This is a genomic window from Micromonospora sp. WMMD735 (assembly GCF_049178995.1).
In the GTDB taxonomy this organism is placed as follows: domain Bacteria; phylum Actinomycetota; class Actinomycetes; order Mycobacteriales; family Micromonosporaceae; genus Micromonospora; species Micromonospora wenchangensis.
In genome coordinates this window covers 957985-970642 of the sequence record NZ_JBMHMJ010000002.1, presented here as the reverse complement: position 1 = coordinate 970642, position 12658 = coordinate 957985, and the positions used below count along the sequence as shown (strand labels likewise).

At 75.8% G+C, this 12658-nt stretch carries 8 protein-coding genes and 1 pseudogene; 5 read left to right on the top strand and 4 right to left on the bottom strand.

Annotated features, from left to right (window positions below):
* Positions 1-69: 69 nt before the first annotated feature.
* Complete coding sequence (locus ACN268_RS04265) at positions 70-1554, bottom strand: S8 family serine peptidase (RefSeq protein ID WP_421481825.1); 1485 nt, start codon at positions 1552-1554, stop codon at positions 70-72.
* Positions 1555-1833: 279 nt separating this feature from the next.
* Here ACN268_RS04265 and ACN268_RS04260 point away from each other — a divergent pair, with 279 nt between their 5' ends.
* Complete coding sequence (locus tag ACN268_RS04260) at positions 1834-3954, top strand: hypothetical protein (RefSeq protein WP_421481824.1); 2121 nt, start codon at positions 1834-1836, stop codon at positions 3952-3954.
* On the opposite strand, the gene ACN268_RS04255 is transcribed toward ACN268_RS04260, so the two are convergent.
* Positions 3903-5981 (bottom strand): hypothetical protein, encoded by a 2079-nt coding sequence (locus tag ACN268_RS04255; RefSeq protein ID WP_421481823.1) that lies wholly within the window; start codon positions 5979-5981, stop codon positions 3903-3905. The genes ACN268_RS04260 and ACN268_RS04255 overlap by 52 nt on opposite strands.
* Before the next feature lie 166 nt (positions 5982-6147).
* On the opposite strand from ACN268_RS04255, the gene ACN268_RS04250 reads away from it, so the two are divergent.
* A complete protein-coding gene (locus ACN268_RS04250) occupies positions 6148-6633 on the top strand; it encodes a hypothetical protein (RefSeq protein ID WP_204924450.1) in 486 nt (161 codons plus the stop codon).
* A gap of 42 nt (positions 6634-6675) precedes the next feature.
* A pseudogene (locus tag ACN268_RS04245) lies at positions 6676-7533 on the top strand (DUF817 domain-containing protein); the annotation flags it as partial.
* A gap of 96 nt (positions 7534-7629) precedes the next feature.
* Here the strand turns inward: ACN268_RS04245 and pdxY are convergent.
* Together pdxY and ACN268_RS04235 are read right to left on the bottom strand one after the other, a co-directional pair.
* Positions 7630-8481: a pyridoxal kinase PdxY gene (gene pdxY / locus ACN268_RS04240; protein ID WP_421481822.1), complete on the bottom strand. Its 852-nt coding sequence runs from the start codon at positions 8479-8481 to the stop codon at positions 7630-7632.
* A 145-nt stretch (positions 8482-8626) separates the two neighbouring features.
* Positions 8627-10765 (bottom strand): copper resistance protein CopC, encoded by a 2139-nt coding sequence (locus tag ACN268_RS04235; protein WP_421481821.1) that lies wholly within the window; start codon positions 10763-10765, stop codon positions 8627-8629.
* Positions 10766-11093: 328 nt separating this feature from the next.
* Between ACN268_RS04235 and ACN268_RS04230 the strand changes: the two genes are divergently transcribed.
* The gene (locus ACN268_RS04230; protein ID WP_421481820.1) at positions 11094-11663 is read left to right on the top strand and encodes a sigma-70 family RNA polymerase sigma factor; all 570 of its coding nucleotides are present in this window, start codon (positions 11094-11096) and stop codon (positions 11661-11663) included.
* 75 nt (positions 11664-11738) lie between these two features.
* Positions 11739-12578, top strand: coding sequence for a zf-HC2 domain-containing protein (locus ACN268_RS04225; protein WP_421481819.1), 840 nt, complete (start codon positions 11739-11741; stop codon positions 12576-12578).
* Positions 12579-12658 lie beyond the last annotated feature (80 nt).

Below are 12658 nucleotides of genomic sequence, written 5' to 3'. Positions count from 1 at the left end.
CGGGGCCCGGCGGTCACCCGGGCCCGGCACCGGCGTCGGCGGCCGGGCCGGGCACGACCGGTGGAGGGCTCAGCCGGCGAACCGGCGGCGGCGCAGCCGCAGGCCGAAGACCACGGCGACACCGCAGAGCAGCGCGATGCCGAGGATGACGGCGAGCGCCGCGCCGTTGTTGCCCTGCTGCTGGCTGGCCACCTGGTTACGGTCGTCGACCGCCACCGACACCGAGGCGGCCGGGTTGATCATGCCGGAGCCGTACTTGGCGTCGGGGGCCGTGCCGATCGCGTCGGCGGTGCTGCGGATACGCTCCTTGACCTGGGCGGCGGTCAGGTCGGGCTGGGCCGCCCGGATCAGCGCCGCCTGCCCGGCGACGAACGCGACGGCGAACTCGGTGCCGGTGTTGCTGACCGCCTTGCCCCCGCCCACGCCGAGGCTCGCCACGTCCACCCCGGGCGCGACCACCTCCACCGCGCCCTGCACGTACTGCTCGGCAAGCTGGTCGCCGGCACCGACGCCTCCGGTGAACAGCAGCGCACCGCCCCCGGAGCGGCCGGCCGGGGACGGCGGCGGCACCGCTTTGGTCGGCGCACCGGCCACCAGCAGGACATCGTGGTCGAGGGCGGTGGCCACGGAGGACGCCACCGCCGGGTCGCCGAGGTCGACGTGGGAGCCGACCGCGACCACCGACGCGCCGGCGCTGACCGCCACCTCGATGGCGTTCGCCGCGTCGGCCGCCCGCGCGGCGCCCGAACCACGGACCACGCGGACGGGCAGGATGGTGGCGTCCGGCGCGATGCCCACCGGGCTGCCGTCGACGCTGCTGTCACCGGCGATGATGCCCGCCATCGCGGTGCCGCTGCCCAGGCAGTCGGTGTCCCCGCGCCCGTTGCCGACGGTCACGTCCGCGCCGACCGCCACCCGGCCGCTGAGCTGCTGCACACTCGCGTCGACGCCGGTGTCGACCACCGCCACCTTGACCCCGTTGCCACGGGTGAGGGTCCAGGCGCTGTCGGCGGCCATCCGCAGCTGCGCCCAGTCCGACCTGCTGCTCGACCCGGTGGTGGCGGTGCACTTCGGGCCGTTCGCGCCCGGTCGGGGGCTGCCGCCCGTTCGGGTGGGGCTCGGATCCGGGCTCGGGCTGACGGCCCTGGGTGTGGGGTCGACCGCGCCGGAGGGCCGGGCACTCGGGGTGGGCCGCTTGCCCGTCGGGAGCTGGCCGTACTTCACCCCCTCACCGGCCGCGTCCCAGGGCAGCACGAGCTGCCAGCCGGCCTTGAGGCTGCCCGGGTCGGTCAGCCGGGACCCGTCGGGCTGCACCCGGCCGGTGTTGAGGTGGTAGATCTCCGCGGACCGTTCGCCGCTACCGAGGAACCGCCGCGCGATCGCCGTCAGGCTCTCCGGCTGGCCCTGGTACTGCGCCGCGACCACGTAGTACTTCACGTACGGCTGCGGATCGTTGGTGGCCTTCGCCACAACCGGCCCGGTCGGCGCCATCAGCACGCAGCCGGCCATCGCCACCGCGAGCAGGCGGGCAAGGATCGAGCGCTTCGCCAGCACTGGGTGTCCCCCTTCAGTCACCATGGCCGAGCGTCACCGGCCTTCACCGTCTATTGCGGATCAGCGGCCGGTCCGTTCAAATCAATCTGAACCAGATTTCCATGATCCTCGTCATGAGGTCAGCCGAGGGTACCGGCCGCCGATGACGGGAACGTCTCCTCGGGCCGTCCCCCCGGTGGGGACGGATGACCGGCAGGCGGGCGACCCTCCACCACCGACGGTGGCGGCGAACGACCGGCCGGGCGATCAGGTGCCGGTGGAGACGAAGGTGGGGCGGCGGTGAACGGGCTCGGGCGCACGGTGGAGCCGGTGGGCGGCAACGGCTTGGACCGGGTGCCGGCCACCCGCCGTTTCGACCCGCGCCGGCACCGCCGCATCGCCGGGCTGTACGACCTCTGGCTGGCCCCGGGCGCCGGCGGACGGCTGGTGGTACCCACCGCCCCCGGCCGGCCGCTCGACGCGCGGGCCGTCGCCACCCTGGTCCGGCACGGCGCGGACGCGGCGCAGGACGTCCGGATCCTCACCGACGACGGGGCCCGGCACCTCGACCTGTTCACCGAGGTGGCCGGGCTACTCGGGCACGACGTGCTGGTCAGCCCGGACGGCTCGGACATCAGGCACGCCATCGACCGGTCGGCCACCGGCTCCGCCCGCCCGACCGCCGACAGCGGGCCACTGGACGCGGTGCCGCTGGACCGGGTGACCCGGCAGCCGATGGACTGGCTCGTGCTCCAGCCACCGGACCTCGCCACCTCCCTGCCCGGCTGGTTCGCGGTGGACGACGGGCTGGTCCGTCCCCGTACCGGGGTGGTGGGGTTGCCGCTGCCCGACGGCCTCGCCCTGGCGACCCGGGCCGACTTCGTGACCAGGCGGGCCACCGCGCACCGGCTCGGCGCGTCGACCGGGGTGGTCACCGTCGCCGTCACCGCCCGCTCCGGCGGGTTCCTCGTCGGCACCTACAGCGGCACCCAGGACGTGCACAGCGGCGGGCAGCTCGCCGCGCTCCTCGGCGACCTGCCGCTCTACGGTGCCGACCTGCGGCTCTGGCTGACCTGGCCGTCCGACGCCGACGAGCAGGCCCGGCTCGTCGCGGAGGTGGTCGAGCTGGCCGAAACGACCGGGGCCACCGTCTGGACCCCACCCGCGGGCGGCCGGGCCGAGCTGATCGACGACCGGCGCGACCTGCGGGCGTTCGACCCGACGGGCGCGGTCGCCGCGTGGCAGGCCCACCGACCGAGGTACGCCGACGGCCCGTCGACCCTGGACGCGACCCCCGAGGGGCTGCTGGTGTCCCGACGCGACCGGGAACGGATCGTGGTCGCCTCCCCCGCCGCCGGAGCCGTCGACACCGGCTCGGCCGACGGCCACCCGGGACCGGCCCGCGCCGACGACCCGGCCCCCGGACCGGACGGCACCTCCCCGCCCCGCTCGGCGGACCCGGCCGACGCGGCACCGCCGACGCCGGTCGGCGACGGCACCGGGGCGGAACAGCCGGCCGCGCCCCTCCCCCGGCCCGCCCTGGTCACCGAGAGCCGCCGCGCGGCCGACTACGGCCCGCCCTGGTTGCGGCGCGGCCAGCAGGTCAACGCCGAGACGTTCGAGGCGTACGTCCTCGTCGAGGGTGACCCGGAGCGGGCGGTCGGCGACGGGCTGCCCGGCGTCGAGTTGTTCGTACCCGCGTTCCTCGACCCCCGGTCGGCCCCGGCCGGCAGCGACCTGCTGCGGGTGCGGATCTCCCCGGGCGGCGCGATCCCGATGGCGGTGCTGCGGGCGCACGTGCCGGCACGCTTCAAGTACGTCCTGGGCAGCCCCGACACCTACCTGCTGCCGGCCGCCCGGCTGGACCGGGTCCGGCTGGTGGGCGGTTTCCGCTGCGACGGGTTCAGCCGCCTGCTGCCCACCGTGGACGCCGACGGCGAGCCCCTGCGGATCCGTGCCGCGCCCACCAGCCGTTCGGTCGCCGGGCTGCCGAACGACGTCCGCCGCTGGCCCGGCTTCGGCACCCGGCAGGCGTACGCGCTGCTGCCGGCCCGGTCCCGGGGGCTGCCCCGGGGCTGGCTGCCGCTCTACCAGCAGCGGCCGGTGGCCCGGCCGGGCCGGTTGCTGGTGGAGGTACGGGTGCCGGCGGGACGCACCGTCGACGTCGGGGCCACCCACACCATGCTGGCCGGGTTGCCCCTGGTCCGGAGCAGGGTGGACCGGCTGCACCGGGCCGGCGTGGACCTGGTCCTGGCCAGCCGCTCGTACGACCGGATCGTGGTGCAGCGCGCCTTCCGGGCGCAGGGGGGCGGGTGGCAGCGGATCGCGGAGTTCACCCCGGGGCCGCTGCCGTCCGCCGTCGCCGGCCTTCAGTCCGCCGTACCGCCCCGGGTGGACCCGCCGTCGACCGGGGACACCTGAACCGACCAGCGGCCGGCCGGCACCGGTCCGATCACCACCGGCACGCACCGCCCCCCGGTGTCCGTGGCGAGTCGCCGCGCCCCGGCCAGCTCCGCACCGGCCAGGCCGGGGGTGAACACCACGTACGGCGCGGGCGGGTCGGCGTCGGGTGCGGTCGCCGCCGGCAGCCCCGGCAGCGACCGGCACCCCGGCGGGGCCTGCCCGCCGAGCACGTCGCCCACCGTGGCCACGCCGATCCCGCCGGCCCGCAGCCGCCCGGCGAACAGGGCGGCCGTGCGCCGGCAGTCGTCGGTGTCGCCGACCAGGGTGAGCACGTCGGGTGCCCGTCCCAGGTCGACGTGCAACCGCCACGGTCCCCGGTGGCCCAGCACCAGCGGCAGGGTCGCCGGGGGCGCGGTCTCGTCCGGGCCGAGCCACGCGTACGCGGGCGCGCCCCGGCCCGCCGCGACCCCGACCAGCCGGACCCGGATCGGCCCGAGTTCGGTCTCCAGCTCGGTGCTCAGGTACGGGACCTCGTTGCCGGTCGGCACCACCGGACGCGGCAGATCCACCCCGGCCGACGCGTCGGCGGTCCCGACGGAAGCCACGCCCGCCGAGGCGGGGACAGCCCCGGGGGATGCCACGCCGACCGACGCGCCGGCGGTCCCGGCGGATGTCCCTGCGGTCGGCGCGGTGGCGGTCGGGCTCGGACCGGCCGGCGGCTGCGGTGGGTCGATCGGGGTCGGTCGGGGTGGTGCCGACTGTGGTGCCCGGGGCGGCCAGACCGGCTTCACGGGCAGCCCGCCCGTCGTCGCCGAGGGTGACGGTCGGGTACCGGGGACCACCGCCTCCGATACCGCCACCTCGGCCGCCGCTCCCGGCACGGACTCCGACACCGGCACGGAATCCGACGCCGGGACGGGTTCAGCCACCGGGGGGGCCGCCGGCTCCGGGGCGGACGCCGCAGCCGGGTCTGCGGGCAGCTCCCGCGGGGACGTCGACCCCTCGACCGGCACCGGCGCCGGTGGTGACGCTGGACCCGGTAGTGCCGCCGGGGGCGACACCGACGGGGCGGTGGGCCGGGCGGCGGTACGCGGTGCCGGCAGGACCACCGACGGCGGCGGGGGCAGGATCGGCGGGGTGACCGCCGGCGGGGCCGGTCGCCGGGCCGGTGCCGTGACCGGCCGGGTGATCGGCGGAGCCGGCGGGGGCGACGGCGGTGCCCCCGACGTCGACGCTGCGGGGGGCCGGCGGGTGACCGGGGGCGGTGCGGTGTCCACCTCGCCGGGCACCGGCACGGCGGCCAGCTCGGCGGGGGTCGGGGTGTGGTGCCGCTGCGGCGGCCACGGCCCGTCGTCCTCCAGCACCAGCCGGCGGGGTCCGCCACGACGCAACAGCAGTACAGCCACGGCGGCGAAGAAGACCGCCAGCAGCCCCGCACCGACCCGGATCAGCAGCGGGTCCAGCCCGTCGCCCACCTGCGGAGCCTCCGGCGGCCGGGCGACGGCCCGGGTGGTCGCGGCGGCTGTCCGCGCCGGACGGGAGGCCGTCGCGGAGGACGGGGCCACCGTACGAGGGGTCGAACCGGGACGGGACGGGGTCGTGGCGCGCGGGCTCGGGCTGGCCGGAGCCGGTGACCGTGGGCCCAGTTGCGGCAGCCGGCCGATCCGTACCCCCTGGCCCTGCGCGTCCCTGGGCAGCACGAGCCGCCAGCCGGGGCGCAGGACCACCCCGTCGGTGAACGTCTCGCCGTCGGGCTGGACCCGGCCGACGTTGAGGTCGACGATCTCCCGGAACCGGTTACCGTTACCGAGGGTACGCAGCGCGATGGCGTAGAGGTACTCCCGTTGCCCGTCGACGGGTGGCCCGACCACGTAGTACCTACCGGTTTCGGCCGGCACCGCGCTGACCGGCCGTACCGCACCGGGCGGTCGAGCCACGCCCACCGGCTGCGCCGCCTGTGCCGGCTGTGCCGCCACGAGCAGCGCGATCCCGGCCAGCAGCACCGTGACAAAGGCCCGCCGCATCGCCACCATCGCTTTCCCCACCCTCGGTCCCACCGACATCCTCCCGTCCCGGCCCCCTTATACGAACCGGGGTGCCGACGGTTCAACCCGAGCCGGATCGTCCTGCGTGTGGGCGGGTGCCGTCCCGTCAGGCCGGCGGCAGGCCGCCCGCGCGCACCGTGTCCGAGGGTCGTGCCAGGATGTGGCGATGTCGTACCCCCCTCAGCCGTCGTACCCGTCCGCGCCCGGCCCCGTCACGCCGCTGATCGCCTACCCGCAGCCGATTCCCCCGCCGCCGGGACACGCGGTGCTGGCCGTCTCGGTCAACCGCGGTCCGTACCTGGTGCCCGTCCCGGCCACCAGCCGTTTCAAGGTCGACGGCCGGTTGGTGTCGATCCCCGGCGAGGGCACCTGGTACGTGGCCGTGCCGGCCGGGGCACACGACATCCGCTACACGGACTTCATGGGCATCCCGATCGTCACCACCGCGCTCACCGTCCAGCCCGGACTGGTGTACCCGCTGTCGTTCCGCTTCGGCGGCTGGCGCAACCGGGTCCACGACGGGCAGGGCACCGACGTGACGAAGTTCGGCATGTGGTCGAACTACAGCCTGGTGCTCGTCATCCTGCCGGTGGTGCTGCTGCTCTGCTGCGGTGGTCTCGGCCTGATCAGCACGCTCTCGACCTCCCCCTGACCGACGGCACCGGCCGGGCCGGCACCCGGTAACGTCGCCCCGATGCCTCCTGCGGACGGACCGAGCGGCCTGACCACGACGGAACGTGCGGTCGACGCCCGCTTCCGTGCCGTCCTGGCCCGGCTGCCCCGACGCGGACCGGCCGGCTGGCTGGTCGAGTTCCTGGTCTTCGGGCTCAAGCAGGCCTGGGCGTGCGTGTTCGGCGGGGCGATGCTGGCGGTCATCCTGGCGGCCCGGCTCTGGTACCCGCAGGATGCCGCTCTCGCCCGGAACGACCTGCTGACCGTCGCCGCGGTCGTCATCCAGGCGGCCATGCTGGCCGGACGGCTGGAATCCCTGCGCGAACTACGGGTGGTGGTGCTGTTCCATCTGGTCGGGACCGCGATGGAGTTGTTCAAGACGCACGTCGGCTCGTGGTCCTACGCTCCGGACGGGGTGCTGCGGCTCGGTGCGGTGCCGCTGTTCAGTGGCTTCATGTACGCCGCGGTCGGCTCCTACCTGGTCCGGGTCAACCGGTTGTTCGACCTGCGTTTCACGCGCTACCCCCGACGCCGGGTGACGGCGCTGGTGGCGGTCGCGATCTATGCCAACTTCTTCACCAACCACTACCTGCCGGACGTCAGGTGGCTGCTCATCACCCTCGTCGCGGTGGTGTTCGGCCGTTGCGTGATGCAGTTCCGGGTCTTCCGGTTCCGGTTGCGGATGCCGCTGCTGCTGGCCTTCCTCCTGGTCGCCTTCTTCATCTGGTTGGCGGAGAACATCGCCACCTGGTCGCAGGCGTGGCTCTACCCCGGTCAGGTGGCCGGGTGGGACCCGGTGTCGCCGACGAAGCTCGCCTCGTGGTTCCTCCTCATGATCATTTCGGTGGTCCTGGTCACCTGGGTCTCGCCACCCCGCCCACCGGAAAAGCCACGACCGCCGAAGAAGTCACCCCGACCCCCGCAGCCGGGACGTGCCACCGGCGGGGGCCGGTCGGCGGCGCAGCCCGTGCCCGGGTCAGCGCAGCCGGCGGGCGGTGAACCGGGCCGGCGGGTCGGCGACGGCGTCCTGGGCGGCGACCAGTTGGATCTCCCGGGTGCCCGCCGCGAGGGTCCGCTCCAGCACGGTGAAGACCGAGGAGATGGTCCGTTCCAGCGCGGTCGCCGGTGAACCCGTCGTCCGCAGGTGGGCCAGGTAGAGCGCGGCGGTGACGTCGCCACCGCCGTTGGGGTTGATCGGCAGCAGCGGCGTGGTCACCGCCCAGGCGCCCTCGTCCGAGACGGCCACCACCTCCAGCGAGCCGGTCGGCACGTCGTCGTGCAGCACGCTGGTCACCAGCACGTCCCGGGGGCCGGTGGCGCGGACCACGTCGACGGCGTCCAGCACGGCGGGCAGCGAGGTGGTCGTCCGGCCGGCGAGGAAGTCCAACTCGAAGTGGTTCGGGGTGATGATGTCGGCGCGCGGGACCACCACGTCACGCAGGTACTCCGGAATGCCGGGCCGGACGAACATCCCCCGCCCGGTGTCGCCCATCACCGGGTCGCAGCAGTACACCGCGTCCGGGTTGGCGGCCCGCACCCGGTCGGCCGCGGCGAGGATGACCGCACCCATCGCCGGGTCGCCCTGGTAGCCCGACAGCACCGCGTCGGCGGTGCCGAGCACCCCCCGGTCGGCGATGCCCTCGATCACCTCCGCCACGTCGGCCGGGGCCAGCAGCGGCCCGCGCCACGCGCCGTACCCGGTGTGGTTGGAGAAGTGCACGGTCAGCACCGGCCAGACCTCGTGCCCGAGGCGCTGGAGGGGGAACACGGCCGCCGAGTTGCCGACGTGGCCGTAGGCGACCGAGGACTGGATGGACAGGATCTTCACCGGCTCATCATGGCCGTTCCCCCCGACACCCCGGGTACGGGCCCACCGATTCGCCCCCGCGTCGCCGACCTGCCGGGTCGGACCGGGCGGGCGGTGACGGTTCCGGCCGCCCCGGCGGTGCACGCGGGGTCGGCCGGAACCGTGCTCAGGTCAGGTCGAGGGTGTACTGCGCGGTGTGCACCGTCCCGTCGACCTGGAAGTCGAAGAACGCCCGGTAGCGGCCCGCGCTCGGGGCGGTCAGCCAGAACCGCACCGTCCCGTCCACCAGTTCCTGGTCCGGGTGGACGTGCACGTAGCCCAGGTCACCCTCACGTACCACCACCAGGTGCCCGTACGCCCCCAGGTAGCGTTCCAGGCGGGCCGGGTCGACGCCGTCGAGCCGGAAGGACAGCGGCACCGTCACCCCCACGGTGGGGGTGCCGCCCATGGTGACCGTGAACGGCCCGGCCGTGGACTGCGACGCGGCTGGCGGCAGCGGGACCGGGGTGTGCGCGCCGGGCACCTGGTGGTCGACCCCCAGCACCAGCGGGGCCGTGGTGCCGTCGGCGCCGGTCACCGAGAAGTCGGCGTAGATCCGGTAGCCGCCGGGCCGGGTCAGCGTCAGCGGGACGCTCCAGGTGCCGTCCGCCGCCATGGTCGGGTGCAGGTGCTGGTAACCGCTCAGGTCCCGCCCCACCACGACCAGGTGCAGCGGCTTGTCGTGGACGACCGCGAACCGGGTCGCCGCCTTCCCGTCCGCGCCGACGATGCGGAACCGGTAGTCGGCCCGTACGCCCGCCGGTTGGGTCCGGGCCGCCGGCTCGACGGTGTAACCCCCGGCGTTGACCGACAGCCCGGTCACCTGTGCCTGGGCCCCACCGGCGTCGCCGGGATGGGTGTGCGCCCCGGTGCCGGGCCCGTGCTGGTGCCCGTCCCCGGCCGCCAGCGCCGCACCGGTGGCCGGCGGGGCGGCGGTGGTGGTGCCGTCGGCGGGCCGGGTACCGGAACCGATCCGGCCCAGCGCGAAGCCCGCCAGCAGGGCCACCACCAGCCCTCCGACGAGCAACGCGAGACCCGTGTTGCCCAGTCGGGACCCGGGATGCGGTGCAGGGGCGGCGGATACCGGCACGCCGGTGCCGGAGTCCGTCGCGGCGGAGTCCGTCGCGCCGACGTCGGCGGACGTCGCGGCGGAGGCCGCCTCGTCGGCCCCGGAGGTCGCTCCGGCGGACCCCACCGTGGCCGTGGCCGTTCCCGCCGTGGCCGCAGCCGCCTCGGCGGGGAGTCGTTTCGCCCTGCCGGAGGCCGGGGCAGCCTGAGCCAAGGTCGGGGCCGCCCTGCCGGAGGCCGGGGCAGCCGGGGCGGCCGGGACCGCCTTGGCCGGGGCCGCGCCGGTCCTGGCGGGGGTCGTCACGGACGCGGTGACCACCTGACGGCGGGCGGCGGCCGGACGGGCCGTCTTCCTGCCGCCGCCCGTCCCCTTCGACCGGTTGACGCGGGTGCCGGAGCCGGGCCGGGCGGCCGTCCCCCCGGACCGGGGCCGACCGGCGGGCCGGGTGGCGGGCACCGGGCGACGCCGCCAGGCCGCGAAGCCGACCGCCGCCACGACCAGCACCGCACCGCCGGCCCAGGCCAGCCAGCCGAGGCCGGCCCCGTCGTCGTCTTCGGCGGCGGCCGGCGGGGCGGCCGGCGCGGCGGCGGTCACCGGGGCGGTCGGTACCGCGGAGGCCGCCGGGCCGCCGTGGCCGGAGGTGGCGTGCTGTTCGGCGGCGGCCACCAGCGCCGGATCCGGCTGGTCGACGGGGGGCTGCCAGCCGGACGGCGCGGCGGTCGGCCGTCCGGTGTAGCGGAAGGTCATGGTGCCCCGGACCGGCTCACCGTCGGAGGCTACCGACAGGTAGCTCACCGCGTACTGGCCGGCCGCCGGCAGGTGGGCCAGGGTGACCACCGCCGGGAAGCCGGTGCTGTACTCCTTCGGCTCGAACTTGCCGTCGACCAGCAGGTACTCCCGGACCGGCTTGTCCAGGGGCCGGGGGGAGCCGTGCCGCCAGCCGTTGTCGACCCGGCCACCGCCGGGCCCGGTGACGGTGAAGTACGCGTTGGCCGCGACCTGCTCGGTGAAGTACAGCTCCACCGTCGTCAGCGGCTCGGCCACCGTGGCGTTGGCCGCCGGGGTCGACATCGCCAGGGTGCCGTGCGCCTGCGCCGCCGTGGTGGGCAGCAGGACCACCGCCGCGGCGAACACGAGGGCGAGCAGGCCGGCGAGGGTACGTCCGGCGGGTCCGGTGGCTGGAGGGGGACAGCGCATCGGATCATCCTCACGAAGAGTGGACTTCAATCAATAGTTCACTAACTTTTTACGCAGATGGCAAAAGTTTTGGCTACGGCGTCCCAACCTGAGGTCGGGATGATCAAAACTCGTCCCCGGCTCCGCACCCCGTGCCCGGCCGGTCACGGTGGGCCTCCGTTTCCGACCACGGTACGGATGATCCGCCGACGCCTCCCGTCCGTACCAGTGGGCGGGGACGACGCCGGGTATGCCGTACGCTCACCCGGGACCTACTACACCTCGTCGTTACCGTTGACGGACGACGACGGAGCACGACAGACGGCAGAACCGGACACGGAGGTGGCAGGTGGGCGACGACGACGCGGAGATCACCGCGTGGGCGCTGGCCGCCGGTCGGGGTGACCGGGAGGCCGCGGCCCGCTTCATCCGGGCGACCCAGCAGCACGTACGACGGTTCGTCGCGCACCTGATCAGCCCGGCCGAGGCCGACGACCTCACCCAGGAGACGTACCTGCGGGCGATGCGCTCGCTGCCGTCGTTCGCCGCCCGTTCCTCGGCCCGCACGTGGCTGCTCGGCATCGCCCGCCGGACCGCCGTCGACCACGTCCGGGCGGCCACCTCGCGTCCGCGGACGGTGCCGCTGTCCGAGTGGCACGACACGCCGGACACCCGGGGCAGCGGCTTCGACGGCGAGGTGGTCCTCAACGACCTGCTGCTGGCCCTGGCCGCCGACCGTCGGGAGGCGTTCGTCGCCACCCAGGTCCTCGGCCTGTCCTACGCCGAGGCGGCCGAGGTGTGCGGCTGCCCGGTCGGCACCATCCGCTCCCGGGTCGCCCGGGCCCGCGAGGATCTCGTCGCGGCGGTCGAGGGGAACCCCCGGGCGATCCGCCGCCGGCCGGGAAGCGCCGCCGGCTGACCGTCGCCCCCGGGCCGCGACCGTGCCCCGGGGACCCACGGGAACCACCACACCCTGCCGGCCGACTACCCGTACATGGGGTGTGAGCAGTGGCGGGAGATCCTGTCGGCACAGTTGGACGGCGAGGAGACCCCCGCCGAGCGGATCGCGGCGGACGCGCACCTGGACGGGTGCGCGGGCTGCCGGCTGTGGTGTGACCGGGCCGCGACGGTGACCCGACGGTCCCGCCTGACGCTCTCCGCCACCGACCGCCGCGACCCGACCGTCGACCGGCCCGGCCGCCTGCGGTCGACGACCGCGGCCACGGCAGGGTCGGAGCCGGAGGGCGCGGCGGCCGACCCGGATCTCGTCGACGTCGTGCTGGCCGCGCTCCCCGCGCCCCGCCGGCTGCGGGACCGGCTGGTGCCGGTCCTGCGCACCGGGCTGGCCCTCATCGGCGCCCTGCAACTGGTGCTCGGGCTGGCCCAGGTCGGCCGGGGCCCGGCCGCCGGGCACGCCCACGGCGCGCTCGACACGCTGGCCTCCGGGCACCTGTGGCACGAGTCGGCCGCGTGGAACATCGCGGTCGGCGCGGGTTTCCTCTTCGTGGCCGCCCGGCGCGCCCCGACCGGAGGGCTGCTGCCGATGTTGAGCGCCTTCGTCGGCGCGCTCGTGCTGCTCTCGGCCAACGACCTGGTCACCGGCCGGGTGGAGCCGACCCGGCTGGTCAGTCACGGGTTCCTGGTCACCGGCTACCTGATCGTGGTCGCGCTGTCCCGGCCCCGGCTGCGGCCGGACGGCCCGGCGGGGCGGGGCCGGGCAGACCGGCCCGCCTGGCGGCTGCGTACGGACGACGTGCCCGCCGCCGCTCCGACGGTGCGCCTGCTGCCGCCGTACGCGGGCTCGGCGCGGACCCGCGACCGGTCGGCCGCCTGAGCCGGACGTCGCCCGGTCCGCCGTCCCCGCGCCCGCCGGGCGGCGGCCGACGGCGCGTCCCGCCCGGCGGGACGATCCGG

Excerpts from the sequence above, each read along its gene's own strand:
- ACN268_RS04250 (WP_204924450.1), top strand. The coding sequence starts at position 6,148 with ATGTCGTACCCCCCTCAGCCGTCGTACCCGTCCGCGCCCGGCCCCGTC.
- ACN268_RS04235 (WP_421481821.1), bottom strand. The coding sequence starts at position 10,765 with ATGCGCTGTCCCCCTCCAGCCACCGGACCCGCCGGACGTACCCTCGCC.
- ACN268_RS04225 (WP_421481819.1), top strand. The coding sequence starts at position 11,739 with ATGGGGTGTGAGCAGTGGCGGGAGATCCTGTCGGCACAGTTGGACGGC.